Below are 26,438 nucleotides of genomic sequence, written 5' to 3'. Positions count from 1 at the left end.
AACCAGTCGGATCCACGCTGGTGTCGACGGCGGGTTACGCGCAGTGGCGGTCCGGTTCGAAGTAGGTGTGCGCTAGCTCGTGGGCACTGCCCCGGTCGTCCGCCGGGACGATTCGTCCGATTCCTCCGGTGACACGCTCACCAACGCTTCGGGTGCCCGATCCGCTGCATAGATGGTTTGGTAACCGTTCGGGGTGATTGCGAATCCTGATTGAGAACGCGATTCGAGACAGAACATACCGACGGTCTCAACGAGACAAGAAAATCGCGATATCGAAATAGTGCGACCGAAGTCGACAATCGAACTGCGATACAGAACGGGATATCGATTGGCGCACGCACCGCGCTGCGGTCCATCCGGTCCCAGGACGGCGTAATCCCGAGCCCAGTCGCAGGCGCCCGACGCGGACGACGGACGTTCCGCCGAGGAATCGTCGTCCGCATCCTCATCGATCCGACAGGCGAGGGCCGACGAACCGTTGGTACCGGTCGAGCAATTCACCGCCCGATCCGGCGTCGAGAAATGGAAACCGGACGAGTCCTGCAGCGGCGAATCCTCCGTCACCGAGCCCTGGTGGAAACGCGAGTTGTCGACGCGTGGTGCCACTGCGACGACTCGCCCGATTGTCCAGTCGGGCAGATTCCGCGCCGAGTCCTCGCCGGTGGTCGATGTCGTCGACGAGGACTCGATTTCGGTCACCGTCGACAACTCGTCGGTGGGCGGAATGACGATTCGGGACGGGCCGGAGTCCGACGGCAGGGAGCATCCGGCGAGTGCGACCGAAACGGTCAGAGTCCCGATTGCCGCGGTTGCGCAGATCACGCGCAGGAATCGGCGGTCGCGGGACCGTGATGTGGATTCGGGGCGGGGTCGCCGATTTCCGTACCCTTGCACTGTGCCGACCCCCAAGATCGTCCTGTTCTACGTCTTCGTTCCGCTGCCCGATCCCGAGGCCATCCGGTTGTGGCAGCTGGCGGTGTGCGAGTCGCTCGGGGTCCGGGGCAGGATCATCGTGTCACGCCACGGGATCAACAGCACCGTCGGTGGCGACATCGCCGCGGTCAAACGCTACGTCAGGACGACCCGCGCGTACCCCGGGTTCGCGGGGGCGGACATCAAATGGTCCGACGGCACGGGCCGGGACTTCCCGCGGTTGAGCGTGCGCGTCCGGCCCGAGATCGTGACCTTCGGGGTTCCGGACGAGATCGAGGTCGACGAGAACGGGGTCGTCGGCACCGGAACCCGGCTGAGTCCGGAGCAGGTGCACGAGCTCGTGGACGCCCGCGGCGACGACGTGGTCTTCTTCGACGGGCGCAACGAGATCGAGGCCGAGGTCGGGCGATTCGCCGGCGCGGTCACGACCAAGGCGCGCACCACCCGGGACTTCGTGCCGTTGATCGAGAGCGGCGCGTTCGATCACCTCAAGGACCGGCCGATCGTCACGTACTGCACGGGCGGCGTGCGCTGCGAGGTCCTCAGCACGGTGATGCGGAACCGCGGGTTCGCCGAGGTCTACCAGCTCGACGGTGGCATCGTGCGTTACGGCGAGCGGTACGGCGACGACGGGCTCTGGCAGGGTTCGCTCTACGTCTTCGACGACCGCATGGGCGTGGAGTTCTCCGACCACGCGGAGGTGCTCGGCCGCTGCGTCGAATGCCGTCGTCCGACGAGCAATGTCGCCAATCACCCCGATCGGGACGGCCGCGACCTCGCCGTGATCTGTGCGGACTGTCTGGAACCCGGCCGCCGGTGATGAGCGCTGCGAAGACCCCCGATCGCCGCGGTCCGGTTCCGGTCGTCGTGGTGGCCGGGTATCTGGGTTCGGGAAAGACGACACTGCTCAATCATCTGTTGCGGTCTGCCGGGCGCACCGGCACCCGTCTGGGCGTGCTGGTCAACGACTTCGGCAAGGTGAACATCGACGCGCTGCTCGTCTCGGCGCAGGCGGACGGCACGGTGAGCCTCGGGAACGGGTGCATGTGCTGCACCGTCGACGCCGACGGCCTCGCGAACGCGCTCACCTCGCTGGTTCGTCCGAGCGCTGGGATCGACGCCATCGTGATCGAGGCGAGCGGGATCGCCGAACCCAAAGCGCTCATCCGGATGGTGACGTCGGTGGCGGACGCCCGACTCCGCTACGGCGGACTGGTCTATGTGGTCGACGCCGCGCACGTCGAGGAGGTGCGCGGTACGCATCCGGAGCTGGACTCGCACGTCGCGATCGCCGACCTCGTGCTCGTCAACAAGGTCGACCTGATCCCGGATGAGTCCCGGCGCGTCGTCGAAGAGCTTGTCGCACAACTCAATGCGACCGCACCGCGGGTGGCGACCCGGAATGCCGCGATCGATCCGGCGCTCCTGTTCGATGTCGTTCAGCGCGACGTCGCGCAGGCTCGGTCCGGCCAGATGGCTTTCGACGAGTTGCTGCTCGACGACGCGGGTCACGCTGACCACGAGCATCTGCACGCTGAATACGAGTCGGTGTCGTTCTCCAGTGACCGGCCGATGGATCCGCGGCGCCTGGCGCGATTTCTCGAACGTCCGCCCAATGGGTGTTTCCGGATCAAGGGAATCGTCCATTTCGACGTACCGAGGCATCGGCAGCGGTTCGTCGTGCACGGAGTCGGCGGCTTCGTGCGCGTGATGCGCGAATCCTGGGAAGGGCGGCGTCCGGCCACCGAACTCGTCGCGATCGGGCGCGGTCTCGACGAGGCGGCCGTGCGCGCCGAGCTGGAGGCCGCCGTCGCCCGACCGGAGGACGCTGCGGACGAGAACGGCATCCTCGGAATCCTGCGGCACCTGACGGACTGACCCGCGACACGCTCGACACGCCGATCGGAGAGGTCACAGCTCCCTAACGAAATGCCGTTCTCCCAGGACGACCATTTCGGAATCCCGCATTCGTTTGTTTCACTGTTATGTCTGTGACCAGTGTGACCAGTGGTACTCAACGGGAGGGAGTGAGGCAAGTGACCAGCGCCTCGGCGCGTCGCGGCCTCGACAGCGCAATGTTCCGAAAGACGACAGCCCAACGCCTTGCCACGATCGGCTTCGCCATGGTGGCCGCCACGTCGATGGCGGTCGCCTCGAACGTGGTCGCGGCACCCGCCGAAGCGGCCCCCGCCCGCGGGACGGCACTGGCGGGGAAGACGATCTTCCTCGACCCCGGTCACCAGGCCTCGGCCGCCGGTCACGACCTCAGGGCACAGGTGCCGGACGGGCGCGGTGGCAAGAAGGACTGCCAGACCAGCGGTGCGTCCGGTGTGAACGGCGCCAAGGAGCACACGGTCAACTGGCAGATCGGGCAACTCGTGAAGGCCGGCCTCGAGAGCCAGGGGGCTCGTGTGGTCCTGAGCAGGCCGGACGACACCGGGTGGGGCGGTTGTGTGGACGAACGCGCCGCCGCGGCCAGTCGCTCCGGAGCCGCGGTCGCGGTCAGCCTGCATGCCGACTCGACGGCGCGGGGAGCCGACGAGTCCAAGAAGGGCTTCCACATGATCGTGCCGTCGCTGCCGGTCCCGGATGCCACCGTCGACCGCGTGCAGTCCGGCGAGGGACGCAAGGCCTCGACCACGATGCGCGACGCCTTCGTCAAGGCCGGGTTCCCCTCGGCGAACTACGCCGGCGTCCGCGACGGGATCCAGACCCGTCCCGACATCGCCGCGGTGAACCTGACCAAGGTCCCGGCGGTGTTCATCGAGATGGGCAACCTCGCCAACCCCGGTGAGGCCAAGGCGCTTGCCGGCCGGGACGGTCAGGTCAAGTACGCCATGGCGATCACCGACGGAATCCTGAACTACGTCAACGGGAACGCCGCGACCGGAGCGGGCCCGGCGCCGTCGGTGCCGACGGACGACGCCAGCGGACTGTCCTCGGTCATCCCCTTCGTCGAGCAGCTCCTCGCCACCGAGGACCCCGAAGCCGTGGCGCGGCTGCTGATGACCCAGGGCCAGGACGTGTCCGCACAAGTGCTCAAGGCGATGCTGACCATCGTCTACGCGCTCTTCGACGGGAAACTGCCGATCGGCTGACGTCGCCGGCGCGCGGCCCGATCCGGCGTGGGCGATCCGTCGATTGGCTGAGGTCCGCCGCGGCGGACGGCTAACCTCGCGTCATGGGTCTCAAAGAGCTGCTGTTCATGGACACCCCGGTGCCGTCGCTGCGTGGCCGCAAGGTCCTCATCACCGGCGCGGCGAGCGGAATCGGCAGGGCCACCGCCCAGGCCGCCGCCGCCCGGGGCGCCGAACTGGTGCTCACCGACCTGCACGCGGATCAGCTCGACGAGGTCGTCGCGGCCATCACCGCGGCCGACGGAACGGTCCTCTACCACGTGGCCGGGGACGTCTCGGACTTCGACTGGGTGGCCGGGTTCGCCCGCCAGGTGGACGCCGAGGTCGGCGTCATGGACGTGGTGATGAACATCGCCGGGATCTCGGCGTGGGGAACGGTGGAGGATCTCGAACACCGGCACTGGCGGAAGCTGGTCGACGTCAACCTGATGGGGCCGATCCACATCATCGAAAGCTTTGTGCCGCAGATGATCCGACGGGGGCGCGGTGGACACATCGTGAACGTCTCCTCGGCCGCCGGACTGCTGGCGCTGCCCTGGCACGCCGCATACAGCGCCAGCAAGTTCGGGCTGCGGGGCGTGTCGGAGGTTCTTCGATTCGATCTGCGGCGTCACGGGATCGGGGTGTCCCTGGTATGCCCCGGCGGGGTGGACACGCCACTGGTCGACTCCGTGGAGATCGTCGGCATCGACCGCGAGAACCCGCGGGTCAAGGCCGCCATCAACGGATTTCACAAGGTCGCGGTGTCGCCCGACGTGGCGGCGGCGGCGATCCTGACCGGGATTCGCAAGAACCGCTTCATGGTCTACACCTCGTTCGACATCCGGTTCGGGTACTGGTGGGCGCGAAAGTTCGCACTGCCGTATGAGATCGCGATGCGAGTCGCCAACGATCGTTTCGACCGGCTCGCGCGAGTGAGTGCGAAGAGTCTCGAGGCGACGGCGACCGACGAGCATTCCTCCCGGTGAGTCCCGCCTTCACCAAGACGCTGCGCCAGAGCGGCCCGCGGGGCGGTCATCCTGACTTCTTCGCGGCCGAAGCCGCCGGGTTGCGCTGGCTGTCGGCGTCGGGAGCGCCTGTCGTACAGGTGATCTCGGTGAGCGAAGACGCCATCGAACTCGAACGTCTCGAACGCGGTCGGCCATCGCCCGGAGCGGCACGGGAGTTCGGGGTCGCGCTCGCTCGGATGCACGACGGGGCGCCCCGCAGTTCGGTTCCCCGCCTGCTGACGCGGACGGAACACCGTTCTCCGGTCAGCTGTTCATCGGTCGCCGAGAGTTGAGCTCGGTCGAATACCGGTCGTGGGGTGAGTTCTATGTCCGGGAACGGGTGGAACCGTATCTGGCCCCGGCACGCGCGGCCGGGAACCTCACGACCGAGGACGAGGACGCGGTCCGCGACGCATGTGCCCTGATCGCGGACGGCGTGTTCGACGACGACGAGGGGCCGGCACGCATCCACGGCGACCTCTGGAACGGGAATGTGATGTGGACTCCGCGGGGCGTGGTGATGATCGACCCGGCTGCGCACGGCGGTCATCGGGAGACCGATCTGGCGATGCTCGCATTGTTCGGGTGCCCGCACCTCGATGCGGTCCTCGACGGCTATCGAGACGCGCACCCGCTCGTCCCCGGCTGGCAGGAGCGCGTCGACGTCCACCAACTGCATCCGCTCGCCGTGCACGCGGCCGGCCACGGACCCGGATACGGCTCGTCGCTGGGCCGCGCGGCGCGGGCGTCCGCCGCGCTCGCCCGCGGCTGACACACGCCATAATCGTCGGCGTGACTCACAACGCGCTGCCCCGACCCGGTGTCCTCGTCGTCTCGGCGACGCGGGCCGAGGCCAGACATGTGCCGCCCGGGATGCGGGTGCTCGTGACGGGCATCGGCAAGGTGCGCGCGACGATGGCGCTGAGCCGGGAACTCGCCGGCGGGGCGCCGGTCTCCGAGGTCATCAACATCGGTACCGCGGGGGCCCTGCGCGACGGTGTGAGCGGCGACGCCGAGTTGGGTCTGTTCCTCCCGTCGGCCGTGCTCGAGCACGACATCAGCAGCACCGAACTACGGGCGATGGGTTACGAGATGACCGACCGCTGGGAGCTACCCGGCGGCGACGGAACGGTGTTGGCGTCCGGGGACACCTTCGTCGCGGATCCGGTTCGTCGGCGCGAACTCGCCCAGCATGCCCACCTCGTCGACATGGAGGGATGCGCGGTCGCCCACGTGAGTGCTGAGTTCGGCGTGCCCTGCCGCCTGATCAAGGCGGTCACCGACAACGCGGACGAGGGTGCGATGGAGTGGCCCGCGCTCGTGGACGCCGCAGCGCGTCGGCTGGGGCGTTGGCTGGAACGCAACGTCGCGAGCTGAGGCTCAGGACCGCGTGTCGGCGACTCCGGCCGGGGGGATGTCGGTTGCCGACTCGTACGTCGGGATGTCCGGGCGTCGCGGCGCGGGCGTGGCGTCCGACGGCGTGAGGTCGGGGGCCGCGAGGTCGGCGACCGTCGGTCGCCGTGCGCCCGTTGCGGTACGAGAACCCTTCGTCGCCGAGCGGGACGTCGCGGACGGCCGGTCCGGAGCGCCGGTCGAACGCGGTTTCGCCCGCGATCCCGGCGCGGCCTTGGTCGAGGAGGACTGCGCTGCCGATCGGTTCTTCTCGGGAGACGCCGACGGGGGCTCGGTGGCGGTTCCGGACGAACCGGCTCCCTTGGCGCGACGATGCGTTGCCGCGCGGCCCGAGGGCCGGTCGGCGTCGCCGCTCCCGGCCGCGGACCTGCTCGGGGGCGTCCGGCCCGCCTTGTCGCGACTCGGGGCCCGGCGTTTCGCCGGCTCGGCGGCCTCGCGGGTCAGGAACCATCGGGCGAGCACGATCCCCAGGGTCACGAGGAACGTCGTCAACATCCAGGGGAAGTCCGCCGCGATGGGGAGCAGGACATTGAAGACGAGGCTCTTCAGCCCCGACGACGCCTGCTCGGAATTGAGGCCGTACAGCGTGACGATGCTGACGAAGAAGGCGATGAGCGGGGGCTGCGCGGCGGCGGTGAACAGGGCACGACGACGCACCGCCAGCGCGGCGATCACACATCCGACGAGGTAGCAGAACTTGTAGATCGACCCCAGCGAATCGTTGCTGCCGGCGTCGATGGCCGCACCGAGGCCCGTGATCCCGGTGGCCAGGAGAACGGCGCCCCACCACGGCACACCGCGGACCGCGGGCAGTACCGACTGCTGGTCCAGTGGTACCGCGGTTTGGAGACGTTGCGGGGAAGGCACATGGTCACGGTACCGGGTCCTCGACAGAAATCGTTTCACCCCCGGACCGGGGCGTCGATGCCGCCTCCGGCGCCGTCCCAGGCCGGGCGGTCGGCCCCGCCGGGCGGCAGGTGTCGTGGATCACCGGTGGTCGTGGGGCGTCCGGGACATCGCCCAGCGCGTCGAGCTCGGCCAGCCGGCGTGCGGTGACGCCGAGGCGACTGTCCACCGAACCGATCGTCGAGTTGTAGGCGTCGACCGTGCGCTGCAGCGACGTGCCGAGGGTGCCGAGGTGAGTGAGCACCCCGGTGAGCCGCTGATGGAGCTGCAGACCGAGATCATGGATGACCGCGGCGTCGCGAGCCATCGCATCGTGACGCCATCCCAGTGCGACGGTCCGTAGCAATGCGATGAGGGTGGTCGGGGTGGCGATGACGACGTTGCGTGCGAAGCCGAACTCGAGGAGATCGGGGTCGGTGCGGGCGGCGGCTTCCAGGACGACGTCGCCGGGCACGAACAGCACCACCATCTCCGGTGTGTTGTCGAAGGCGGACCAGTAGGACTTCGCAGACAGTCGTGCGATGTGCGCGCGCAGGGCGCGAGCATGTTCGCGGATGAGTTTGTCGCGAACGGACGTGTCGGTGGCCTCGGCCGCCCGCAGGTAGGCGTCGAGGGGCACCTTGGCGTCCACGACGATGTCGCGGCCGCCGGCGAGGTGGACGACGAGGTCCGGCCGCAGCGTCGTGGCACCCCGGCCGTTTCCCGAACCGTTCGGATCGGAGGGGTCGGTGACCGACACCTGGGTGCTGAAGTCGCAGTGCTTGGTCATGCCGGCGAGCTCGACCACGCGCTCGAGCTGGACCTCACCCCATCGGCCGCGGGCGTGGGGGCTGTGCAACGCGTTGGCGAGCTGGCGGGTCTGGTCGTTGAGCGCGATCGACGCCGAGTGGATCCCGCGCACCTGCTCGGTCAGTCCGGCGTACGCGCCGATCCGGTTGTTCTCGACCCGGCGCAGTTCGTCGGCGAGCTGGGCGAGGTTGGCGCGCAACGGCTCGACGATGTGCGCAACCGAACTGCCGATCGCCGACGACTGCCGGCGTGCCGCGTCCTCGGTGGCCCACGACAACGAGGACGCGACGTCGTCGCGGGCGGCGCGCAGCATCTCCACCTCGGCGCGAGCCGCCGCCACGGTCGCGGCACTGCGAGCGGCGTGCGCCCACCAGCCCAGGGCGATCCCCAGGGCGAGGCCGACGACGAACGAGAGGGCGGCAGCAGTCATGTCGTCGATGGTGTCGGACACCCCCGACAAGTTCGGCCGGACCGCGGGCGACGGGCACTATCGGTCGTCGGAACCGCTCCGCTCGTCCGGGCCGCTCCGCGCGCCGGCCTCGAAGTCGAGCAGCCACTGCTTGGTGGGCAGGCCGTAGCGGAAACCGCCGAGGCTTCCGTCGCTGCGCTTCACCCGGTGGCAGGGCACGAACAGGGCAGCCGCGTTGCGCGCGCAGGCGGCTGCCGCGGCCCGGACCGCCGCCGGCTGACCGGCCAGTTCGGCGAAGCGGGTGTAGGTGACGGGGTTCCCGGCCTCGACCAGGCGCAGGGCGTCCCAGGCCGGACCGAGGAAGGTCCCGCCGGAACGTTGGACGACCGGAATCCGCGACGGCGCGGCGAGATCGCCGTCGTAGTACGCCGACACGGCGTCGGTGATGGTGCCGAGCGCGGCGGACGGCTGGATCGATTCCGGTCGTAGCGCGCGGTGGACGAGCGCCGTCAGGTAGGCGGGATCGTCGGTCCACCCCGACGCCAGGACCCGGTGGTCGGGATCGGCGACGACGGTGAACGCCCCGTTGGGAGTGGTGACGGTGGCGTAGCCGCCGACTGTCGTTGTGTGGCCGATGGATTGGGCACTCCCCGGTTCAGGGGTGTCGGGCCCGGAGGTGGCGGGGGTGGTGGCCGGTGCGGACATTGTCGCTCCTTGCGGATCGCTGGGATGTGATCGGAGAAGGGATCGCTACGAGATGCCGGTCATCGGAGTCTGCTCACCGCTCGTCACACGGCCTGTCCGGCGGCGTCGAGTCGGTGTCGCCACAGGTGCATGGTCGCGTACGAGCGCCACGGCGCCCAGTGCCGCGTGTCCCGCAGATCGATCCCGAGGTCGGCGGCAGCCCGGACGACCACGAGGTCGTTCGTGAGCAGGACGTCGGGATCGCCGGTGACTCGCATCGTGACGATGTCGGCGGTCCAGGGGCCGATGCCGGGCAACTCGAGAAGCTGGGCACGAAGATCAGACGCATCGACCCCCACATGCGGTTCCACCCGACCTTCGGCGAGTGCCGCCGCGACGTCGATCACGGCATCGATCCGCCGCCGCGGGCCGCGGAGGACCTCGTGTCCACGGGCGGCGATGACACCCGGCGTCGGGAAGGACTTCGACGCCGGACCGTCGACTGTCGTCGCCGTCTCGGACGGGGTGGCGAAGGCGTCGCCGACCGGTTCGCCGAGGGCCTCGACGAGCCGGTTCACCTGGTTGCGCGCGGCGGCGAGACTCACCTGCTGACCGAGCATGGTCCGGATGATCGTCTCGGCCGGGTCGAGGCTGCCGGGCGCACGGAGGCCCGGCGCCTGGCGCAGCAGCCGCTGCATCGTGGCGTCGGCGGCCAGTGCGTCCTCGGCCGCGGTGATGTCGGCGTCGAGGTCGAGCAGACGCCGGATCCGGTTGACCGCGACCCCCACGTCACGCATGTCCAGTCCGTGAAGGGCGACGACGGCGTGGTCGTCCTGCGGCTCCACCTCCGCCGACGCCGTTCGGTGGGGTAGGGCGAGGACCCGGCGGTAACGCCAGCCGTGCGGACTGTCCGGGGCGTCGACGACGGATTCGACCCCGGCCACGGCGTGCGCGTCCAGGAACCAGCGCATCCATGGCCAGCGATAGGGCGCGCGGAACGGCAGGCGCAGGGTGACGCTTCCCGGGGCGGAATCGGTGCCGATCGCATCCTTCCTGCGGCTGTGCAGGCGTCGAAGCTCGGTGGGGGTGAGTCCGAAAACGGCGCGGACGGTGTCGTTGAACTGGCGCACGCTGGCGAATCCGGCGGCGAACGCGACGTCGGTCATCGGCATCGTCGTGCACTGGATGAGCACGCGGGCGTTGGTGGCGCGAATTGCTCGGGCGAGCGCGAGCGGCCCGGCTCCGAGATGCCGGGTCAGCACGCGGGTGAGGTGCCGGGGTGAATACCTCAGACGCGCCGCGAGTCCGTCGACCCCTTCGCGCTCGACGACGCCGTCGGCGATGAGCCGCATCGCGCGAGCCGCCATGTCGGCGTTGATGTTCCACAGCGGGGACCCCGGAACGGCGTCGGGTGCGCAGCGTCGGCAAGCACGGAAACCCTGCTGCTGGGCGGCCGCCGCGGTGAGGACGAACGCCACGTTGGCGGGCCGGGGGGTCTGTGCCGGACACGACGGACGGCAGTAGATGCCGGTGGTGCGGACCGTCACGAAGAACTGACCGTCGAAGCGGGCGTCGCGGGCCTGCACTGCGCGATAACACCGGTCGAAGTCCGGCGCGAAACCCCCGGTGTCGGGTTCTGTTGCGGTGCCTGTGCTCACCCGTCCACTGTGTCATCCGTCGACGTCCCGGTCTGGCGGGAATCGGACATCGCGACGGCATCCCACTGAGCGGACGAAAAGTGTGATCTGGGTTACATGTCTGTGGCAGCATGGCGCCATGACCACCCGGTTCGATGGCCGCCGCAGAAGTCGGCACGACGACCAGTCCCTGTCCGGACTCCCCGCGTGGGGGCTGGAGATGATGATGGGCCTCTACGGCCCGGAGACGATCAGGCGTGCCTGCGCCGAGGAAACCGAGCTCGGCATCACGGCGCGGACCGAGCGGGTCGCCCCGGCCGCCGGATGCGCTCCGTCGTCGGCCGAGCCCCCGCCGCGATCGGACGCCGGGCCAGCCGGGCGCGACGACACCCCGGTCGTCTTCAACCAGGTCGACGCTGAACTCGAGGCCATCAACTCGCTGGTTCGCTACCTCGGACGGAAATTCCGCCGCCGCTGATCATGTCGTCGGACGGACCACATGTTCGTACGACCGTCGCCGCGTCGATGTCGCATTGTCATGCCGATGTGTGAGGATCCTCGGGTGACCGACAGCTCGGACGATCAGCGCGCGGACGACTCGTCCGCCGACGCAAGACCAGACACCACCAAGGTCGGTGCCGACGCCGTCCTCGGCGGCGATGCGGTGCTCGGCGGCGGTGAGAAGACGTATCCGACCCGGCTCCAGGTGATGATGACCGGCCTGCGGTCGTGCGCGACGGTCGGCGCGCAGATCGTGTTGGTGGCCGCCGCGCTGTGGGTGCTGTTCTGGTTGCTCGGCAAGTTCTGGGTGATCCTGTTGCCGGTCCTCCTGGCCATCATCGCGTGCACGATCCTGTGGCCGCCGGTGCGGTGGATGCGCAACAAGGGCGTGCCGGCCGCCGCGGCGTCGTTCCTGATGATGCTCATCGGACTGGGTGTGTTCGCCGGTGTGATCGGGCTGATCGTCCCGTCGGTCGTCGACCAGGCGCCCGAACTGGCGAGCCGTGCGACCGATGGTGTGGAGCGTCTGCAGGACTGGGTGCAGGGTCCGCCGCTGAACGTCGACGACCAGCAGCTCGACAACATGGTCAGCACCATCACCGACCGACTGCAGTCGAGCGCGTCGACCATCGCGGCCGGTGTGTTCAGCGGCGTCGGAACGGCGACGTCGCTGCTGATCACGATGTTCACCTCGCTCGTGCTCGTGTTCTTCTTCCTCAAGGACGGTCCGAAGTTCGTGCCGTGGCTCGACCGCACCGTCGGCAAGCCCTCGGGCAACCACCTCGGTGAGGTGCTGACCCGCATGTGGAACAGCCTCGGCGGCTTCATCCGCACACAGGCGATCGTGAGTTTCGTCGACGCCGCGCTGATCGGTCTCGGTCTGTTCATCCTGGGCGTCCCGTTGGCGTCTGTGCTGGTGGTCATCACCTTCCTCGGCGGATTCATCCCGATCGTGGGTGCCTTCGTCGCCGGCGCGCTCGCGGTGTTGATCGCACTCGTGTCCAACGGTCTGACCACGGCCCTGATCGTGCTGGGCATCATCCTCGCGGTGCAGCAACTCGAGGGGAACGTGCTCCAGCCGTGGTTGCAGTCGAAGTCGATGGATCTGCACGCGGTGATCGTGCTGCTGTCGGTGACCTTGGGCGGCACGTTGTTCGGCATCACCGGCGCGTTCCTCGCGGTTCCCGCCGTGGCCTCGCTCGCCGTGGTGCTCCGCTACCTGAACGAGCAGATCGCCGAGCGGGCCGGCGAGTCGTTGCCACCCGCGAACACACCGGTCACGACCCAGGTCGGTGTTCCGAACGATGACCCGCCGAAGGATCCCCCGAACCCGGTGAAGGGGTTGCTCGACCGGGACTGACTCCTCGGACCGACGCCCCGCCGGGCGTCGCGCTGCCTGCCGATAGACTGGGCGCCCGTGAGTCTCACCCTGGGAATCGTCGGTCTGCCCAACGTCGGTAAGTCGACCCTGTTCAATGCCCTGACCCGTAACGACGTCCTCGCGGCGAACTACCCGTTCGCGACGATCGAGCCGAACGTCGGCGTGGTCGAACTGCCGGACAGCCGCCTGGGCCGCCTCGCAGAGATCTTCGGCAGCGAGCGGATCCTGCCCGCCACCGTGTCCTTCGTCGACATCGCCGGCATCGTGAAGGGTGCGTCGGAAGGTGAGGGCATGGGCAACCAGTTCCTCGCCAACATCCGCGAAGCCGACGCCATCTGCCAGGTGGTCCGGGTCTTCGACGACGGTGACGTCATCCACGTCGACGGTCGCGTCGATCCCTTCGCCGACATCGAGGTCATCGAGACTGAGCTGATCCTGGCCGACATGCAGACGCTCGAGAAGGCCATCCCGCGTCTGGAGAAAGACGCGCGCAAGAACAAGGACCTGGCCGAGACCCTCGCTGCCGCCAAAAAGGCGCAGGAGATCCTCGACACCGGCAAAACACTGTTCTCGCAGAAGGATTCGTTCGACCTGGCGTCGGTGCGCGAGCTGCACCTGATGACCGCGAAGCCGTTCCTCTATGTCTTCAACTCCGACGAGGGTGTGCTCACCGACGACGCCCGTAAGGCGGAGCTGCGCGCCGCCGTCGCACCCGCCGACGCTGTGTTCCTCGACGCCAAGGTCGAGAGCGAACTCCTCGAACTCGACGAGGAGGACGCCCAGGAGCTGCTCGACTCGATCGGGCAGGACGAGCCGGGCCTGACCTCGTTGGCGCGCGCCGGTTTTCACACCTTGGGCCTGCAGACCTACCTCACGGCCGGCCCCAAGGAATCCCGTGCCTGGACCATCCACCAGGGCGACACCGCGCCCAAGGCGGCCGGTGTCATCCACACCGACTTCGAAAAGGGCTTCATCAAGGCCGAGATCGTCTCGTTCGACGACCTCGACGCCGCCGGCTCGATGGCCGCGGCCAAGTCCGCCGGCAAGGTGCGCATGGAGGGCAAGGACTACGTCATGAAAGACGGTGACGTCGTCGAGTTCCGGTTCAACGTCTAGACAAGCGATGACGTCCGTGCCGCCGAACGAGGAGCTCTACCTCGCGGGCGGTTGCCTGTGGGGTGTGCAGGCATTCGTCGCGACGCTGCCGGGTGTGACCTTCACCGAGGCCGGCCGGGCCAACGGCACGAGCCATACCCTCGACGGTGAGTACGACGGCTACGCCGAATGCGTGCGGACCCGGTTCGATCCGGCTGTCGTGAGCGTCGACCAGTTGGTCTCGCACCTCTTCGAGATCATCGATCCGTACAGCGTGAACCGACAGGGGCCCGACGTCGGCGAGAAGTACCGCACCGGTGTGTATTCCGACCGGCCGGAGCACCTCGAACATGCGCGAGCCTTCATCGGTGCGCGGGCCGACGCGGATCGCATCGCCGTCGAGGTGCTTCCGCTGTTGAACTATGTGCGCAGTGCCGACGAGCACCAGGATCGGCTCGCACGGTATCCGGAGAGCGCGTGCCACCTCCCGCATGAGCTCTTGACGAAGTACCGCGACTGACGGTTCAGCAGTAGGTATCCCTCAGCGATACCTACTGCTGAACCCTCCGCGCCGAGTGCCCGACCATCCACGGCCGCCGGCCGTGCACGGTCTCGCGACACGCTCATGGCCGTCGCCCATCGTTGCTAGCGTGACCTCCATGCCCATCACACTCGAGAACGTCGCCATCGCCGTGCGTGACCTCGACGCCGCGATCGCCTTCTTCACCGACCTCGGTCTCGACGTCATCGGCCGGGACACGGTCCGCGGGGAGTGGGCCGACACGGCGGTCGGGCTCGACGGCAACCACGTGGAGATGGCGATGCTGCAGACCCCCGACGGTCACGGGCGGCTCGAACTCTTCGAGTACATCCATCCCGAGGCCATCGAGACGCCACCCACGCAGCCCAACGACATCGGGATGCACCGGGTGGCGTTCTCGGTCGACGACATCGACGAGGCCCTCGAGGTGGCGGCACGGCACGGGTGTCATCCCGTGCGCGGCGTCGCCACCTACGAGGACGTGTACAAACTGACCTACGTGCGCGGGCCGAGCGACATCCTCGTCATGTTCGCCCAACGACTCTCGCCGGGCTGATCCGGCGCAGCTCGGGTCACGGGTTCTGACCGAAGGGGTTGCCGCCGAACGGCAACGGGGAACCGCCCGATCCGCTGCCGGATTCCGGCACCGTCGTCTCCTGCTCGTCGACGGCACTGCCCAGCTTCACCTGGACCGTCCGGGCACCCGAACCGGAACCGATGGTCACCGGCACGGTCTCACCCGGCTCGTGGGTGAGGATCTGCGCCATCAGGTCGGCGTAGTCGGAGACGGTGGTGTCCCCGACCTTGGTGATGACGTCGCCCTGCCGGATACCCGCATCTGCCGCGGGCCCGCCACGCTGCACCGACGAGACGGTCGCGCCCTCGGTCCGGTCGCCCGCCGACAGTGAACCCGACACTCCCATCACGGGTTTGGTTGCCTGACCGTCCTGCAACAGTTGGTTGGCGATGCGCTTGGCGGTGTTGATCGGGATCGCGAAACCCAACCCGAAGGACTGCGGCCCACCGGACGCGGCCTGGCCGGTGTCCACCGCCGAATTGACCGCGATCACCTGCCCCTGCAGATTCACCAGTGGCCCACCGGAATTGCCGGGGTTGATGGGGGTGTCGGTCTGCAGACCGTTGTACACGGTGAGCGACGAACCACTGGTGTCGCCGGCGGTCACCGTCCGCGACAGCGCGCTGACGATGCCGGACGTCACCGTGTTGGTCAGGCTGTCCGGGCTGCCGACGGCGACCACCTGCTGGCCGACCTTCAGCGCATCCGAATCACCGAGTGCCGCCGGGGTCAATCCCGACGCACCCTCGAGCTTGATGACCGCGAGATCGTACGACGGGGCGTTCCCGGTGACGGTGGCGTTGTGCTGATGCCCGTCGCCGGTGGTGACGACGATCGTGCTGCCGGAGCCGGCCCCGGCGACGACGTGGTGGTTCGTCAGGACGTAACCGTCGGGGGAGAGGACGATACCGCTGCCCACCGCCGTGCCGTTCGCGGTCTGGACCTTGATGTCGGCCGTCGACTTCGACGCCACGCTCGCGGCATACGTCACCGAACCGGGTTGCGCGTCGGCGGCGTTGGCCGCGGCGGCCGGTTGCGAGTTGAGGATCGGTACCGACGCGGCGTCGTGCCCGAGCAGCGAACTGCCTCCCATGCCGACGGCGCCGCCGAGCAGTCCCGCGAGGAGCGCGGTGACGATGATCGGCTTCGTCACGCCGGCCCGCTGCCGCGCGACCGGAGGAGGCGGCGGGGGTGAGACGAATGGCGGCGGGGTGGCCTGCGGGTTCATCGCCCAGGGCCCGGGCGGCGGCACCGGTCCGCGCGGCGGCGCAAAGGGTTCGGTGATCGGGTCGTGGTCGTCGTCGGGCATGGGGGTCTGGGGCGTGTTCACGGCACCACGATGCCTGCGCCTCATGTGAACAGGGCTACGGAAATCCTGCGGATTTGCTGACAAGCTCGACGCGGACTCTCAGGTGTCTCTGACCTGTCCACTGCGGATTTCCCGCGCCACGAGATATCAGTGTCGACCGAATGTGGTTCCGCGGTAATGTGACCCGCCGACCACCCGCATCCGACTCAACCCTCGAGGACAGTGACATTTCCATCGACCACGCGATCATCGCGGATCTCGACGATGCCGCCGGCACTCTCGCCGCCGCTTTCGACGCCTATCCCTGGACTCGATGGTCCATTCCCGAGGACGGCTATCGGGAACGGTTGCACCGACTACAACGGATGTATCTGGGATACGCCTTCGACCACGGTGTCGTGCTGGTCACCACGGACCGGTGCGGCGTGATCGCCCTGCTGCCCCCGGATGTGCCGGAGCCGGATGGACAGTTTCAGGCCGAAGCGGCCGCCCTGCACGGCGATCGGCTGGCCGCGGTCGCCCGGGCCGAGACCCCTGCGCACCCGGCAGGCGCATGGAACCTGGCGACACTCGGAGTCCACCCGGACCGCCAGGGCAAGGGGCTGGGAAGCGCGCTGGTCCGCGCCGGACTCGCCGCGGTCGACGACAGGACTCCTCCTCCGGGTGCGTGCGTCGCGCTCGAGACCTCCGACGATCGCAATGTGATGATCTACGAACGTCGCGGGTTCGTCGTCACCGCAACGACTCCGGTCGACACGAGCCTCGTCGTCCATTCGATGCTCCGCGATCCGGATGGCGGCGGGTTGTCGGCGACCGTGTGAGGACACTGCTAGCGTTCCGGCCGATGGCAGACTTCGAGTTGACCGATGACGACTTGCGGGTCGTCGTGCGTTGTGCGACCGAGTGGGCCGAAGAAGTGCTGCCGGTCTTCGAGCGAACGCGGCCCGACGACCCGCGTCCCCGCGCGGCCATCGAGGCGGCCCGGGAATCGCCGCCGGCGCACGCAGATCGACGCGACAGCGGACGGCGGCCTTCGCAGCGCATCGGGCCGCGAAGGACGCGCAGTCGGAGACCGCTCGACTGGCCGCCCAAGCCGCGGGCGACGCAGCGGCGGCGGCATATCTGCATCCGATCGCGAAAGCGCACCAGGTCGGTCACATCCTGCGGGCCGCGGTGAACCGGGTATACATCGCCGAACTCGACAGCGGCGGAGACCCGACGGTGGGGAACGAGATGATCGTGGCCGTGTGCAACCGGACACCACCCGAGCTCATCGATGTGCTGTGTCGGTACCCGGAACCGGGGGTCGGCGCATCGCGGGCGGCCCGCCTGATGGCCGAACTCGACAGCCGGTTGCGGGCGTCGGGCAGACGGACGACTGGGACGCCTGACTGAGACGAGTGGCCGCTCGCGCACATCAAATCCCCTGTGCAGGAACGGTTTTTGTTGATCATTCGCCTGACAAACGACATGTCGCATGACATGGTGTTGCCTGGCCGATGTGCGCAGTCGAGCTCGTCGGCCTTCCAGTTGGCACATGTCGAAAGGTCTCCAGTGTCCTCGTCTGAACTCGGTCTCACCATGTTGTTCGCCTTCATCGGTCCGCTCCTGGCGCTCTACGCCAACGGCAGCTAGGGGTACGGCGATTCGTCGAACCCGGTGATCGTCACCGGCCGCACGGATTCGCCCTGGCGATCCGTGCGGCCGGAACCGACGACCTTCCGGGTGAAAGTTGCACATCGTGCGCCGTTCGTCGTCGATTCTGCATCGGTGACTCCTTCCAGACGAACCGTCCTCGCCGCGGCGATCGTGGTCCTGCTCGCGGTGGCCGGGCTGCTCGTCCCGACGCCGGCGAGCAGTGCCGCCGCGCCCTCGGGTTGGCGGTACACGATGGTCGCGTTCAGCAATGCGAGTGCGCGCGACATGGACGTGTACGAGTCCTCCGACGGCCTCGAGTACACCCTGGTGCGCAGGTCCGCGTACCGGCCGCCGACGGGCTATGTCCGGGATGCGAGCATCTTCCGGCACACCGACGGCTGGTATTACGTGACGTAGACGACCGCCGACGGGGCCAGCATCGGGTTCGCGCGCAGCCGCGACCGCGTCAACTGGAACTTCCTGTACAACTGGCCGGTGCCGCTGTGCTGTGCGTTCCTGCCGGGGACCGGTGTCGGCAAGGGATTCGGCTCGAGCGGGTCAGGTTCGCCCGGCTCGTCCGGGTCGGCGGGTTCGAGTGACGGTCCGTCGTTGTCGCCGTTCACGACCAAGGCTTGGGCGCCCGAATGGTTCGTGGAGGGTGGCCGGGTCAACGTGATCCTGTCGATGTCAACCGGTGGTGGTTTCGTCCCCTACGTGATGACGGCGCTCGATCCCGGGCTGCGGATGTGGAGTCCGCCCGTGCCGATGTTGAGCATCGGCGCCGACCACGTCGACACCACGGTCATCAAGGTCGGGCCGACTTATCATGCGTTCACCAAGAACGAGACGCGAAAGTTCATCGAGCATGCGGTCTCGGGCTCGCTGTTCGGGCCCTACCGGTTCGTGCCGCCGGGCAACTGGGGTCGTCTCGTCGAGGGTCCCGCCGTCGTCCAGCTACCGAACGGCGCCTGGCGGATGTACCTCGACGCCTACCGGAACGGCCGATACCTCTACTCCGACAGCACCGATGGGATGCGCACCTGGTCGCCGGTGCAACAGATCCCGGGCATCTCCGGGACGGTCCGCCACGTGGGCGTGATGCGCGAGCGCGCCTGACGGCGACTGATCGCGCGCACCGCTTTGCAGGCGGGGTCTGGCGCTACGCGCGATTCGCGTCCCCCTCAACAGGATCGAAGGGAATATTGCCCTTCGATCCTGCTCACGGGGATGGAATTTTCCCCGGCCGGCCGCCGGCTGAGGTGCGAGCGAAGCAAGCCACGAGGGTGTGGCAACGTGTCTCGCCAGGCCCTTCGAGGTTCGTCGACCTCGACGCGCTCCTTCGTCGCTTGCTCGGCCCGGCGGCTTGCGCTCCTCACACCACAGTAACTGCGGCCTGGCGGCCGTCGTGGATCACGAAAGAACCGTTCGGTGCGAGCCCTTCAGCAGCTCCCTGAGGAGCGAGCTTGCGAGCGTCACGAAGGGTCTTGGTGAGTCGGGTGCGAAGACCCTTCGTGACGCGCCCTCCGCAAGCTCCGGGCGCTCCTCAGGGAGCAGGGGGGCGGGTCGGTTCTGTCGGATTGGGGAGCAGGGGTTGTGCGGTTCTTTCGGATCAGGAACCAGGGGTTATGCGTTTCCTTCGAATTGCAGGTCTCAGCCGACGGTGATGGCGTCGAGGCGCTGACGGATGAAGTCCCCGGACACCACCGGTTCGAGTCCGGCGCGGCGGCCCACGGGTGGGGCGACGGGTGAGACGAGGGCGTCGTGATCGAGTTCGTAGAAGAAGATCAGCGAGACGAGGTCTTCGGCGGGTGCGTCGGGTTGCGGTGGCAGGACGCGGTGCCGGCCCGCGGGCCAGCGCCCGGCCGACCAGTACTCGAGGATGTCCCCGATGTTGACGGTCAGGGCGTCGGGGTTCCACGGTGCGTCGGCCCACCCCGATTGCTCGCTGTAGACCTGCAATCCGCGGCGCCGGGTTCGCGGTCGAGGATGGTGACGGTGCCGAAGTCGGTGTGCGGTCCGATGCGGAACTGGCCGGGTTCGGGGGTTCCGACGTCGTGCAGCGGCGGGTAGTGGTTGATGTTGGACGACCACGTCGGCGTCGACGCGAGGTCGCGGAACGGATTGTCCGGGCCGACGAGGCCGAGTGCGGCGGCCATCAGCGCCAGCAGGTCGTCGGACAGCCGCCGCATCTGAGACGTCCACGCCGTGAACAGTTCTCGGAGTTCGGGCGTCTCTGCCGGCCACACGTCGGGGGCGAACCAGTACCCGTCGATCTCGGGTATGCCCACCGGCGTCTGCGCACCGGAGGTGAACGACTCCTTCAGGTCCGGCGGGGTCTCGGTGCCCTCGGCGAAACCGTTGGCCTCCTTGCCGGGACCGATCCAACCGCGGCCGCCGACACCGGCGGAGTACCGGCTCTTGACGTCGGCTGGGACAGCGAAGAACCGACGGGCCGCCGCGCGAAGGGAGGTCGGCAACTCGGGATCGAGTCCGTGCCCGGTGACGAGCAGGAACCCGGCCTGCTGCAGGGATTCATCGACAGCGGCGCAGACCCGTTGCGCGGCAGCACCTCCGGCCTGCCACTCCCGAAGGTCGACGGTGAGTACCGGGCTGTCGGTCATGACATCTCCACGTTCTCGTCGGCCGGGGCGACCCCGATGTCCTCGTTCCACACCGCAGGATTGGCCGCGATGTACGACGACATCATCTCCGCGCACCGCTCGTCGTCGAGCACGATGACCTCGACACCGTGCTCACGCAACCAGTCCTCTCCGCCGTAGAACGAGGTGTTTTCGCCGATGACGACCGTGCCGATGCCGAACTGGCGGATGAGGCCGGAGCAGTACCAGCACGGCGACAGGGTCGTCACCATGATCGTCGGCCCGTAATCCCGTTGCCGCCCCGCGGCGCGGAATGCATCGGTCTCGCCGTGCGCCGACGGATCGTCGGCCTGCACGCGCCGATTGTGGCCCGCGCCGAGCAGCGTGCCGTCGGCCGCGAAGAGGGCCGCGCCGATCGGGATGCCGCCCTCGTCGAGGCTCGTCCGTGCCTCCCGGTAGGCGACGTCGAGCATCCCGGACACGTCGAGACCGGCATGGCCGGGCAGCGAGATCGTCATGCTTCGAGAGTGCCGGGTGGCTCCGACGGTGACAACTGACAGATCGTCGTACTGCGGCCGAGGCCGCCGGTGCATATTGTCTTCGTCCATGACGCTCGATCGACCCCCGACGGATACCGCCACCCCGACGCTTCGGGAGATCCTCGACGACCACCTGGCGGTCGCCGAGCCGCGGGTTCTGAGCGGCCACGAACGTCTCGACGCACCCGTGCGGTGGGTGCATTCGAGCGAGATCTACGAGATCGGGCCGCTGCTCACCGGCGGCGAGTTGCTGCTCACGACGGGGCTCGGTCTGCGCGGACTCGATGCCGGCACCCGCAAGCACTATGTGCAGGACCTGTCGCAGCGCGGGGTCGCGGCGGTCGCGATCGAAGTGGGTCGGACGTTCGAGGCGGTACCCGAGGAGATGGTGCGGGCGGGATCGGCGGTCCGGCTGCCGATCATCGAACTCCGGGCGGTGGTCCCCTTCATCGACGTGTGCCGAGCGGTCAACACCGCGATCGCCGCCCGCGAGGTCGACGAGTTACGAGTCCGCTCGACTCTCGTGGAGTCACTCCACGACGACCTGGCGGCCGGTGCCGGGGTCGCGCCCATGCTCGGCCATGTGGCCGAAACCCTGCATGCGCCTGTCGTTCTCGTGTCCACATCCGGGGCGCTGCTGTCCGCGCACGGCGTCGACGACGACTCGGCGGCGTGGCGGGTCGTCGACCGGGCCGTATCGGAGGCCACGGTCCACAGCAAGGGACGTCCGATCGCCCGGCTGATCGTGGGCGAGCGCACCGACGCCGGCCCGGTCCCGTTCGCGCAGAGTCTGTTGCGTGCGGCCGCCGGTCCGGTGGCGGTCGGCCTGACCCGGACCGGGGTCCGGGGTTCGGCCCTGGCCGCGCGGCTCGTCGAAGACCTGGTCGACGCCAGACCGATGCGACCCGCGGATCTGCGGGCACGCCTGGCCGCCGCGGGGGTGTCCGTGGGGGCGCCCACCGTGGTGGTGCCCCTTGCGGCGGAGGCCCCCGACCCGCGGATGGCCGATGCCGCGGTCGCCGGCGCCGAGCTGGATTCGGTGGCACGCAGCATCGTCGACGCCACGCTCTACGCTCTGGCCGCGGTGCCGGCCGGGGGAGGAGAGGGCGCCACCGACCCGGTCGACCGGGTGGCGTCCTCGTTGACACGGCAGGGCAACCGAATCGGACGCACCACGGTCGTCGTCGGAAACCCCTGTGTCATCGACGATGTCGGGCCCGGCGCGGATGTGGCGTCCGTCCTCTCCGCCTCATTGCGCCGATGCGGGCGGCAACTCGGGCTCGCGGCGTCCACCGCCGCGGGCCTCGGGACGGGACGACGGGTGTTCACCTCGCGCGAACTCCTCGTCGACGAGGCGATCGGTGCGCTGGATCCCGCTCTTCGGACGGAGCTGCGGTCCCTGGTGGAACCACTCGTCGCGGCCGATGGACGCTCCTCGTCGGACCTCGTCCGGACCCTGGCGGTGCACCTGGCGCACGGCTGCAGCGCGACGCGGTCGGCTGCGGCGCTCCACATCGGCAGGCAGAGCCTCTATCAGCGGCTCGAACGGATCCGGACGGTCCTCGGTTTCGACCCCACCGACCCGGCCGTCTACGCGTCGACGATGCTGGCCCTGCGTTCGGTGACCCGCGAGGTTCACCAGGTGGCTCACCAGTTGTAGTCGAGGAACTTCCCGTCGAAGGTCACGACCACGCGGTCGCCGTTCGGGTCGGGCCGGCGTCGGATGTCGATGTTGAAGTTGATGGCGCTCATGATGCCGTCGCCGAACTCCTCGTGGATGAGTGCCTTCAGCGCGGGCCCGTAGACGTCGAGCGCCTCGTAGAAGCGGTAGATGGTGGGGTCGCTCGTCGCCGCCTCGTCGGGTGTACGCGTCGGCTGTTGCCGCAGACTCTCGGCGACGCCCTCGCCGAGGCCGAGCAGTTCCACCACGGCGGTGGCCTTCGTGGCCGGGACCGGATGTTTGCCCAGCAGCGCAGCGACGGTCCAGACCAACGGGGCGTCGATATTCTCGGCAATTGTCGCCCACGTCAGTCCCTGGCGAATCCGCGCGGCGTTGATCAGCTCTGCGGCATCGGTTTTCGGCATGATCGGGGTGGTCATCGTCATCTCCATCGATAGTGTTGGACCACACCCACATTGCCCATCGGCGGGCACGATGCCAAGTCGAGTCAGCGACTTTCGGCAGTGTTCACACGATCGACACGCCCACCGCAGACCGCGGCGACACCAGAACTTCACACCGCGACCTGGACCGAGTGAGGGCGGTGTAACAGGGAGACTCGTCGATGACACCGAACGGACATGTGGCCTCGGTTCCATGGGCGCATCAACTGAGGAGTTCGAGGAGAACCACATGTCCTATGTGAAACCGTCCGAATTCGCGGTGAAGATGGTCGACGCCGGCGAGTCCAAGGCGTTCATGTCCACCCGCGACACCTGATCAGGGCGTTCATGGCCGGCGCGATCCTGGCTCTGGCCGCGGCCTTCGCGGTGACCGTCACCGTGCAGACCGGCCAGCCGCTGCTGGGGGCGCTGTTGTTCCCGGTCGGCTTCATCCTGCTCTACCTGATGGGATTCGACCTGCTCACCGGTGTGTTCACGCTGGTGCCACTCGCACTGCTCGACAAGCGACGAGGAGTCACGGTCCGGTCGATGCTGCGCAACTGGGGTCTGGTGTTCCTCGGGAACTTCCTCGGCGCCATCCTGGTCGCGGTGATGATGGCGGTCATCCTGACCTATGGATTCAGCGTCGCACCCGACGAGGTGGGACAGCGGCTCGGCGAGATCGGCCACAGCCGTACCGTCGGTTACGCCGAGCACGGGGCCGCCGGCATGCTGACGCTGTTCATCCGCGGCGTGCTGTGCAACTGGATGGTGTCCACCGGTGTCGTCGCCGCGATGATGTCGACATCCCTGCCCGGCAAGGTGATCGGGATGTGGATGCCGATCATGCTGTTCTTCTACATGGGCTTCGAGCACTCGATCGTCAACATGTTCCTCTTCCCCTCGGGTCTCATGCTCGGCGGTGACTTCTCGATCGCCGACTACCTCGTCTGGAACGAGATCCCCACGGTGATCGGCAATCTCGTCGGCGGACTCACCTTCGTCGGTCTGACGCTGTACTTCACCCATGTACGGACCGCTCCGGATCGTCGACCCCCCGCCCACGACGCGACGACCGAGGTCGACGTGGCCGCGCCGGTCCGTACGACGACCGCCTAGCCCGACGCCGACCCGTATGACGTCGTGCCCGCATTCCGGGCAGACGTCATATTGTTCGACAGGGTCATACGGCTGTCGCCGAAGACGGCTCGGCCGGGTCGTCCTGGAGGGCGCGGGCGTACCAGGCGCCCAGGCCGAGCAGGATGAGTCCGGTCACGATGAACACGATCACGCGGAAGATCCCGTCGAGGGTGGCCAGGTCGAAGAGGAACAGTTTCGCCATCGCGCGCGACGAGGACTAGACCCCCGGTGACCGCGGCGGTACGTGCGGCACCGGTGCGACGCCGGGCATAGGCCAGGGCCGTCCCCGCGAGGACCATCCAGCAGGTGGTCGCCAGCACGTGACCGGCGAGGAAGCCGTCCGACCCGGCGACCAGGACGCCTGCGGTCACACTGATCGCGGTGAGTGCGTAGACGACGACCACTCCGGCGGCGATATGGGCTGCGCGCGAGACCTTCTCGTCGGTGAGGCGGGCCCACCCGGCGGCCAGGACCAGGGCGCCGGCGGCCGCGAACACACTCGCCACGACGATCCCCAGAGACGCGTCCCGTCGCATCAGGTCCGCATCGGCGAGCACATACGGCGGCGCCGCGTCGAGTAGCGCCGCGAAACCGATGGCCCACAGGACCGAGCCACCGGCGAGAAGTACCCGCGAGGTCGTCGACCATGTCCGGGCGACAAGCGCGGTCACCGTTGCCAGGCCGAGCAGGACGGTGATCGCCACCGTGCCGTCGAAGGCCACCAGAACGGCGACGAACAGCAGCAGAAGGGCGGTCGCGGACCAGATCTGCGCAACGACGTCGGGCACGCGCGGGGTGGAGCCGGTACGCGAGTCGGGAAGCCCCGATCCGATCAACACGGTTCCGATCAGCGCGCCGGCGATGCAGGTCTGCAGGATCACCGCGCCCGGCATGTTCATCACCGCTCCGGCGAACAACGCGGGGATGGTCGTCGCACTCGCCAGACCGGCCAGCGTCTCCCGGAACTGCGTGGTGGGCATCGCGATCAGGGCGCCGGCGACCCCCAGCACGACGACCACGACGACCGCGGCCGCGAAGACGGTGTCGGCGGCACCGGCCGACGTCCAGCCGGCCAGCGCGAGGACACCGACCAGGGTCAACGGAATCGTGGGCGCGGCGAGCCGCACGGCATGCAGCCAGATCCAGTCGCGACCGAGCTGGACCCACGCCGATGCCGCGGCGAGGACCACCATGAACGCGATGAGGGTGGTGTCCAGTCCGCCGGTGAGCACCGGTGCCAGAGCGATCAACGGCACGACGACGAGCAGCCCCAGGTGTTCGCTGCGCCACCGATGGGCAAGCGCGAGCCCAGCCGCGGCGACGAGTCCCGCGACTCCGAGGCCCACGACGATGGGCAACCAGTCGTAGATCTTGGTCGCGGCCAGGACGTCGAGGTAACCCGCCGCGATCCCGGTGGCCGTCAGCGCGATGGCACCGATCCGGCCGTCGGGCCGGCCGCGCGACCAGATCCCGCCGGCGACGAGCGCCGCGGCGAGGACCGCGCCACCCGCGACGCGGAATTCCGGGCGGAGCAATCCGGCCTGTGCGGCCAGGACGAGGAGCAGTGCGACACCGATGAGGGTCACGCCCACGCCGGCGGTGGCGAGGATCTTGCCGATCAATCCGCGTTCGGCGGCCGCGCCGATCCGTTCGGACATCGACGGCCCGGCCGGCCGCGGAGGCGACGCGACCGGCGGATACGGTCGCGCACTCGCCGGGCGGGGCATCGGCGGAGGACCTTGCGGGCCCGGCGGAGCGATCGGGGGTCGTTGGTGGCCGACCGGTGGCGGCGCCGTCGGCAACCAGGGCCGGGACGGGGGTGTGGGCCGAGGTCCCGCGGCCTGCGCAGGAGCTGCCGCCACCGTCGGTGGGGTGAGGCCGGCGGCGGGTGGCTGCACGGCGGATTGCGGTGCGGGGGCGACGTCGCGAGCAGGCTCGTCGGGCTCGGCGACGATACGTCGCAGCTCGGCGAATTCGGCTGACACGGTGGACATCTGGCGTGCTATCGCGTCGAACTCGGTCGAGATCCGCGCCAGGGTGGCAGTACTCGGATCGCCGCCGAATGTGCTGCTGGGAGAGTTCATGTGTCGACGATGACCGGTCGCGCCCCGGCATGG

Annotated in this window: 20 protein-coding genes and 6 pseudogenes; 16 read left to right on the top strand and 10 right to left on the bottom strand. The window is 68.7% G+C overall.

Annotation, left to right across the window (positions count from 1 at the left end; genetic code table 11):
* Positions 1-72: 72 nt before the first annotated feature.
* Positions 73-699: a hypothetical protein gene (locus tag QAD21_RS17040; RefSeq protein ID WP_249357904.1), complete on the bottom strand. Its 627-nt coding sequence runs from the start codon at positions 697-699 to the stop codon at positions 73-75.
* Positions 700-895: 196 nt separating this feature from the next.
* Here QAD21_RS17040 and QAD21_RS17035 point away from each other — a divergent pair, with 196 nt between their 5' ends.
* The 6 genes and pseudogenes from QAD21_RS17035 (at position 896) to QAD21_RS17010 (ending at position 6,436) form a co-directional block, all read left to right on the top strand.
* Positions 896-1,753 carry a rhodanese-related sulfurtransferase gene (locus tag QAD21_RS17035; protein ID WP_065631073.1) on the top strand — a complete coding sequence of 286 codons (858 nt, stop codon included), beginning with the start codon at positions 896-898 and terminating at the stop codon, positions 1,751-1,753.
* Positions 1,753-2,811, top strand: a complete 1,059-nt coding sequence (locus QAD21_RS17030) for a GTP-binding protein (RefSeq protein ID WP_065631072.1) — start codon at positions 1,753-1,755, stop codon at positions 2,809-2,811. The genes QAD21_RS17035 and QAD21_RS17030 overlap by 1 nt, the downstream gene beginning before the upstream one ends.
* 197 nt (positions 2,812-3,008) lie before the next feature.
* A complete protein-coding gene (locus QAD21_RS17025; protein ID WP_137810933.1) occupies positions 3,009-4,031 on the top strand; it encodes an N-acetylmuramoyl-L-alanine amidase in 1,023 nt (340 codons plus the stop codon).
* Positions 4,032-4,114: 83 nt separating this feature from the next.
* Positions 4,115-5,038 (top strand): SDR family oxidoreductase, encoded by a 924-nt coding sequence (locus QAD21_RS17020; RefSeq protein WP_137810926.1) that lies wholly within the window; start codon positions 4,115-4,117, stop codon positions 5,036-5,038.
* Positions 5,035-5,831: pseudogene (locus QAD21_RS17015) on the top strand (fructosamine kinase family protein). The gene QAD21_RS17020 and the pseudogene QAD21_RS17015 overlap by 4 nt, the downstream one beginning before the upstream one ends.
* A 20-nt stretch (positions 5,832-5,851) precedes the next feature.
* Complete coding sequence (locus QAD21_RS17010) at positions 5,852-6,436, top strand: nucleosidase (protein ID WP_137810924.1); 585 nt, start codon at positions 5,852-5,854, stop codon at positions 6,434-6,436.
* Between the two features lie 3 nt (positions 6,437-6,439).
* On the opposite strand, the gene QAD21_RS17005 is transcribed toward QAD21_RS17010, so the two are convergent.
* The 4 genes from QAD21_RS17005 to QAD21_RS16990 form a co-directional block, all read right to left on the bottom strand.
* Positions 6,440-7,339, bottom strand: a complete 900-nt coding sequence (locus QAD21_RS17005) for a DUF6542 domain-containing protein (protein WP_137810923.1) — start codon at positions 7,337-7,339, stop codon at positions 6,440-6,442.
* Between the two features lie 4 nt (positions 7,340-7,343).
* Positions 7,344-8,597 (bottom strand): DNA recombination protein RmuC, encoded by a 1,254-nt coding sequence (locus QAD21_RS17000; protein WP_065631090.1) that lies wholly within the window; start codon positions 8,595-8,597, stop codon positions 7,344-7,346.
* Between the two features lie 57 nt (positions 8,598-8,654).
* Positions 8,655-9,281, bottom strand: coding sequence for a methylated-DNA--[protein]-cysteine S-methyltransferase (locus QAD21_RS16995; RefSeq protein WP_065631066.1), 627 nt, complete (start codon positions 9,279-9,281; stop codon positions 8,655-8,657).
* Between the two features lie 83 nt (positions 9,282-9,364).
* Positions 9,365-10,918, bottom strand: a complete 1,554-nt coding sequence (locus tag QAD21_RS16990) for an AlkA N-terminal domain-containing protein (RefSeq protein WP_137810922.1) — start codon at positions 10,916-10,918, stop codon at positions 9,365-9,367.
* Positions 10,919-11,036: 118 nt separating this feature from the next.
* Here QAD21_RS16990 and QAD21_RS16985 point away from each other — a divergent pair, with 118 nt between their 5' ends.
* The 5 genes from QAD21_RS16985 to QAD21_RS16965 all read left to right on the top strand — a co-directional run bounded on the left by QAD21_RS16985 (position 11,037) and on the right by QAD21_RS16965 (position 14,971).
* Positions 11,037-11,375, top strand: a complete 339-nt coding sequence (locus QAD21_RS16985) for a hypothetical protein (RefSeq protein WP_226513736.1) — start codon at positions 11,037-11,039, stop codon at positions 11,373-11,375.
* 84 nt (positions 11,376-11,459) lie between these two features.
* Positions 11,460-12,758, top strand: a complete 1,299-nt coding sequence (locus QAD21_RS16980) for an AI-2E family transporter (RefSeq protein WP_065631088.1) — start codon at positions 11,460-11,462, stop codon at positions 12,756-12,758.
* A gap of 57 nt (positions 12,759-12,815) precedes the next feature.
* Positions 12,816-13,895, top strand: coding sequence for a redox-regulated ATPase YchF (gene ychF / locus QAD21_RS16975; protein WP_137810921.1), 1,080 nt, complete (start codon positions 12,816-12,818; stop codon positions 13,893-13,895).
* 7 nt (positions 13,896-13,902) lie between these two features.
* Positions 13,903-14,394 (top strand): peptide-methionine (S)-S-oxide reductase, encoded by a 492-nt coding sequence (locus QAD21_RS16970; RefSeq protein WP_137810920.1) that lies wholly within the window; start codon positions 13,903-13,905, stop codon positions 14,392-14,394.
* A gap of 139 nt (positions 14,395-14,533) precedes the next feature.
* A complete protein-coding gene (locus tag QAD21_RS16965) occupies positions 14,534-14,971 on the top strand; it encodes a VOC family protein (protein ID WP_137810919.1) in 438 nt (145 codons plus the stop codon).
* Positions 14,972-14,987: 16 nt separating this feature from the next.
* Here QAD21_RS16965 and QAD21_RS16960 read toward each other — a convergent pair whose 3' ends face one another.
* Positions 14,988-16,346: a trypsin-like peptidase domain-containing protein gene (locus QAD21_RS16960; protein ID WP_065631061.1), complete on the bottom strand. Its 1,359-nt coding sequence runs from the start codon at positions 16,344-16,346 to the stop codon at positions 14,988-14,990.
* Between the two features lie 134 nt (positions 16,347-16,480).
* Between QAD21_RS16960 and QAD21_RS16955 the strand changes: the two genes are divergently transcribed.
* The 3 genes and pseudogenes from QAD21_RS16955 (at position 16,481) to QAD21_RS16945 (ending at position 19,055) form a co-directional block, all read left to right on the top strand.
* Positions 16,481-17,122 carry a GNAT family N-acetyltransferase gene (locus QAD21_RS16955; protein ID WP_249356560.1) on the top strand — a complete coding sequence of 214 codons (642 nt, stop codon included), beginning with the start codon at positions 16,481-16,483 and terminating at the stop codon, positions 17,120-17,122.
* A gap of 23 nt (positions 17,123-17,145) precedes the next feature.
* A pseudogene (locus QAD21_RS16950) lies at positions 17,146-17,696 on the top strand (putative immunity protein).
* 375 nt (positions 17,697-18,071) lie between these two features.
* A pseudogene (locus QAD21_RS16945) lies at positions 18,072-19,055 on the top strand (arabinofuranosidase).
* A gap of 534 nt (positions 19,056-19,589) precedes the next feature.
* Here the strand turns inward: QAD21_RS16945 and QAD21_RS16940 are convergent.
* Positions 19,590-20,560, bottom strand: a pseudogene (locus QAD21_RS16940) (2-oxoglutarate and iron-dependent oxygenase domain-containing protein).
* Positions 20,557-21,057: a nucleoside deaminase gene (locus QAD21_RS16935; RefSeq protein ID WP_058252482.1), complete on the bottom strand. Its 501-nt coding sequence runs from the start codon at positions 21,055-21,057 to the stop codon at positions 20,557-20,559. Before QAD21_RS16935 ends, QAD21_RS16940 begins: the two are co-directional and overlap by 4 nt.
* 88 nt (positions 21,058-21,145) lie before the next feature.
* Between QAD21_RS16935 and QAD21_RS16930 the strand changes: the two genes are divergently transcribed.
* A complete protein-coding gene (locus QAD21_RS16930) occupies positions 21,146-22,738 on the top strand; it encodes a PucR family transcriptional regulator (RefSeq protein WP_068970054.1) in 1,593 nt (530 codons plus the stop codon).
* Here QAD21_RS16930 and cynS read toward each other — a convergent pair.
* Positions 22,726-23,178 (bottom strand): cyanase, encoded by a 453-nt coding sequence (cynS, locus tag QAD21_RS16925; RefSeq protein WP_068970055.1) that lies wholly within the window; start codon positions 23,176-23,178, stop codon positions 22,726-22,728. The genes QAD21_RS16930 and cynS overlap by 13 nt on opposite strands.
* Before the next feature lie 253 nt (positions 23,179-23,431).
* Here cynS and QAD21_RS16920 point away from each other — a divergent pair.
* Positions 23,432-24,300, top strand: a pseudogene (locus QAD21_RS16920) (formate/nitrite transporter family protein).
* A gap of 64 nt (positions 24,301-24,364) precedes the next feature.
* On the opposite strand, the pseudogene QAD21_RS16915 reads toward QAD21_RS16920, so the two are convergent.
* Positions 24,365-26,405 (bottom strand): annotated as a pseudogene (locus QAD21_RS16915) (DUF2339 domain-containing protein).
* Positions 26,406-26,438 lie beyond the last annotated feature (33 nt).

This window comes from Gordonia sp. SMJS1, from assembly GCF_029866425.1.
Classification (GTDB): Bacteria; Actinomycetota; Actinomycetes; order Mycobacteriales; family Mycobacteriaceae; genus Gordonia; species Gordonia hongkongensis.
The sequence above is the reverse complement of the archived record's forward strand: the minus strand, read 5'-3'. Positions and strand labels throughout refer to the sequence as shown.

What these genes read in the sequence shown, in the direction of transcription:
- QAD21_RS17030 (WP_065631072.1), top strand. Translation starts at nt 1,753, where the DNA reads ATGAGCGCTGCGAAGACCCCCGATCGCCGCGGTCCGGTTCCGGTCGTC.
- QAD21_RS17025 (WP_137810933.1), top strand. Translation starts at nt 3,009, where the DNA reads ATGTTCCGAAAGACGACAGCCCAACGCCTTGCCACGATCGGCTTCGCC.
- QAD21_RS17020 (WP_137810926.1), top strand. Translation starts at nt 4,115, where the DNA reads ATGGGTCTCAAAGAGCTGCTGTTCATGGACACCCCGGTGCCGTCGCTG.
- QAD21_RS17000 (WP_065631090.1), bottom strand. Translation starts at nt 8,597, where the DNA reads ATGACTGCTGCCGCCCTCTCGTTCGTCGTCGGCCTCGCCCTGGGGATC.
- QAD21_RS16995 (WP_065631066.1), bottom strand. Translation starts at nt 9,281, where the DNA reads ATGTCCGCACCGGCCACCACCCCCGCCACCTCCGGGCCCGACACCCCT.
- QAD21_RS16985 (WP_226513736.1), top strand. Translation starts at nt 11,037, where the DNA reads ATGACCACCCGGTTCGATGGCCGCCGCAGAAGTCGGCACGACGACCAG.
- QAD21_RS16970 (WP_137810920.1), top strand. Translation starts at nt 13,903, where the DNA reads ATGACGTCCGTGCCGCCGAACGAGGAGCTCTACCTCGCGGGCGGTTGC.
- QAD21_RS16965 (WP_137810919.1), top strand. Translation starts at nt 14,534, where the DNA reads ATGCCCATCACACTCGAGAACGTCGCCATCGCCGTGCGTGACCTCGAC.
- QAD21_RS16960 (WP_065631061.1), bottom strand. Translation starts at nt 16,346, where the DNA reads ATGAGGCGCAGGCATCGTGGTGCCGTGAACACGCCCCAGACCCCCATG.
- QAD21_RS16935 (WP_058252482.1), bottom strand. Translation starts at nt 21,057, where the DNA reads ATGACGATCTCGCTGCCCGGCCATGCCGGTCTCGACGTGTCCGGGATG.
- QAD21_RS16930 (WP_068970054.1), top strand. Translation starts at nt 21,146, where the DNA reads ATGACGCTCGATCGACCCCCGACGGATACCGCCACCCCGACGCTTCGG.
- cynS (WP_068970055.1), bottom strand. Translation starts at nt 23,178, where the DNA reads ATGACCACCCCGATCATGCCGAAAACCGATGCCGCAGAGCTGATCAAC.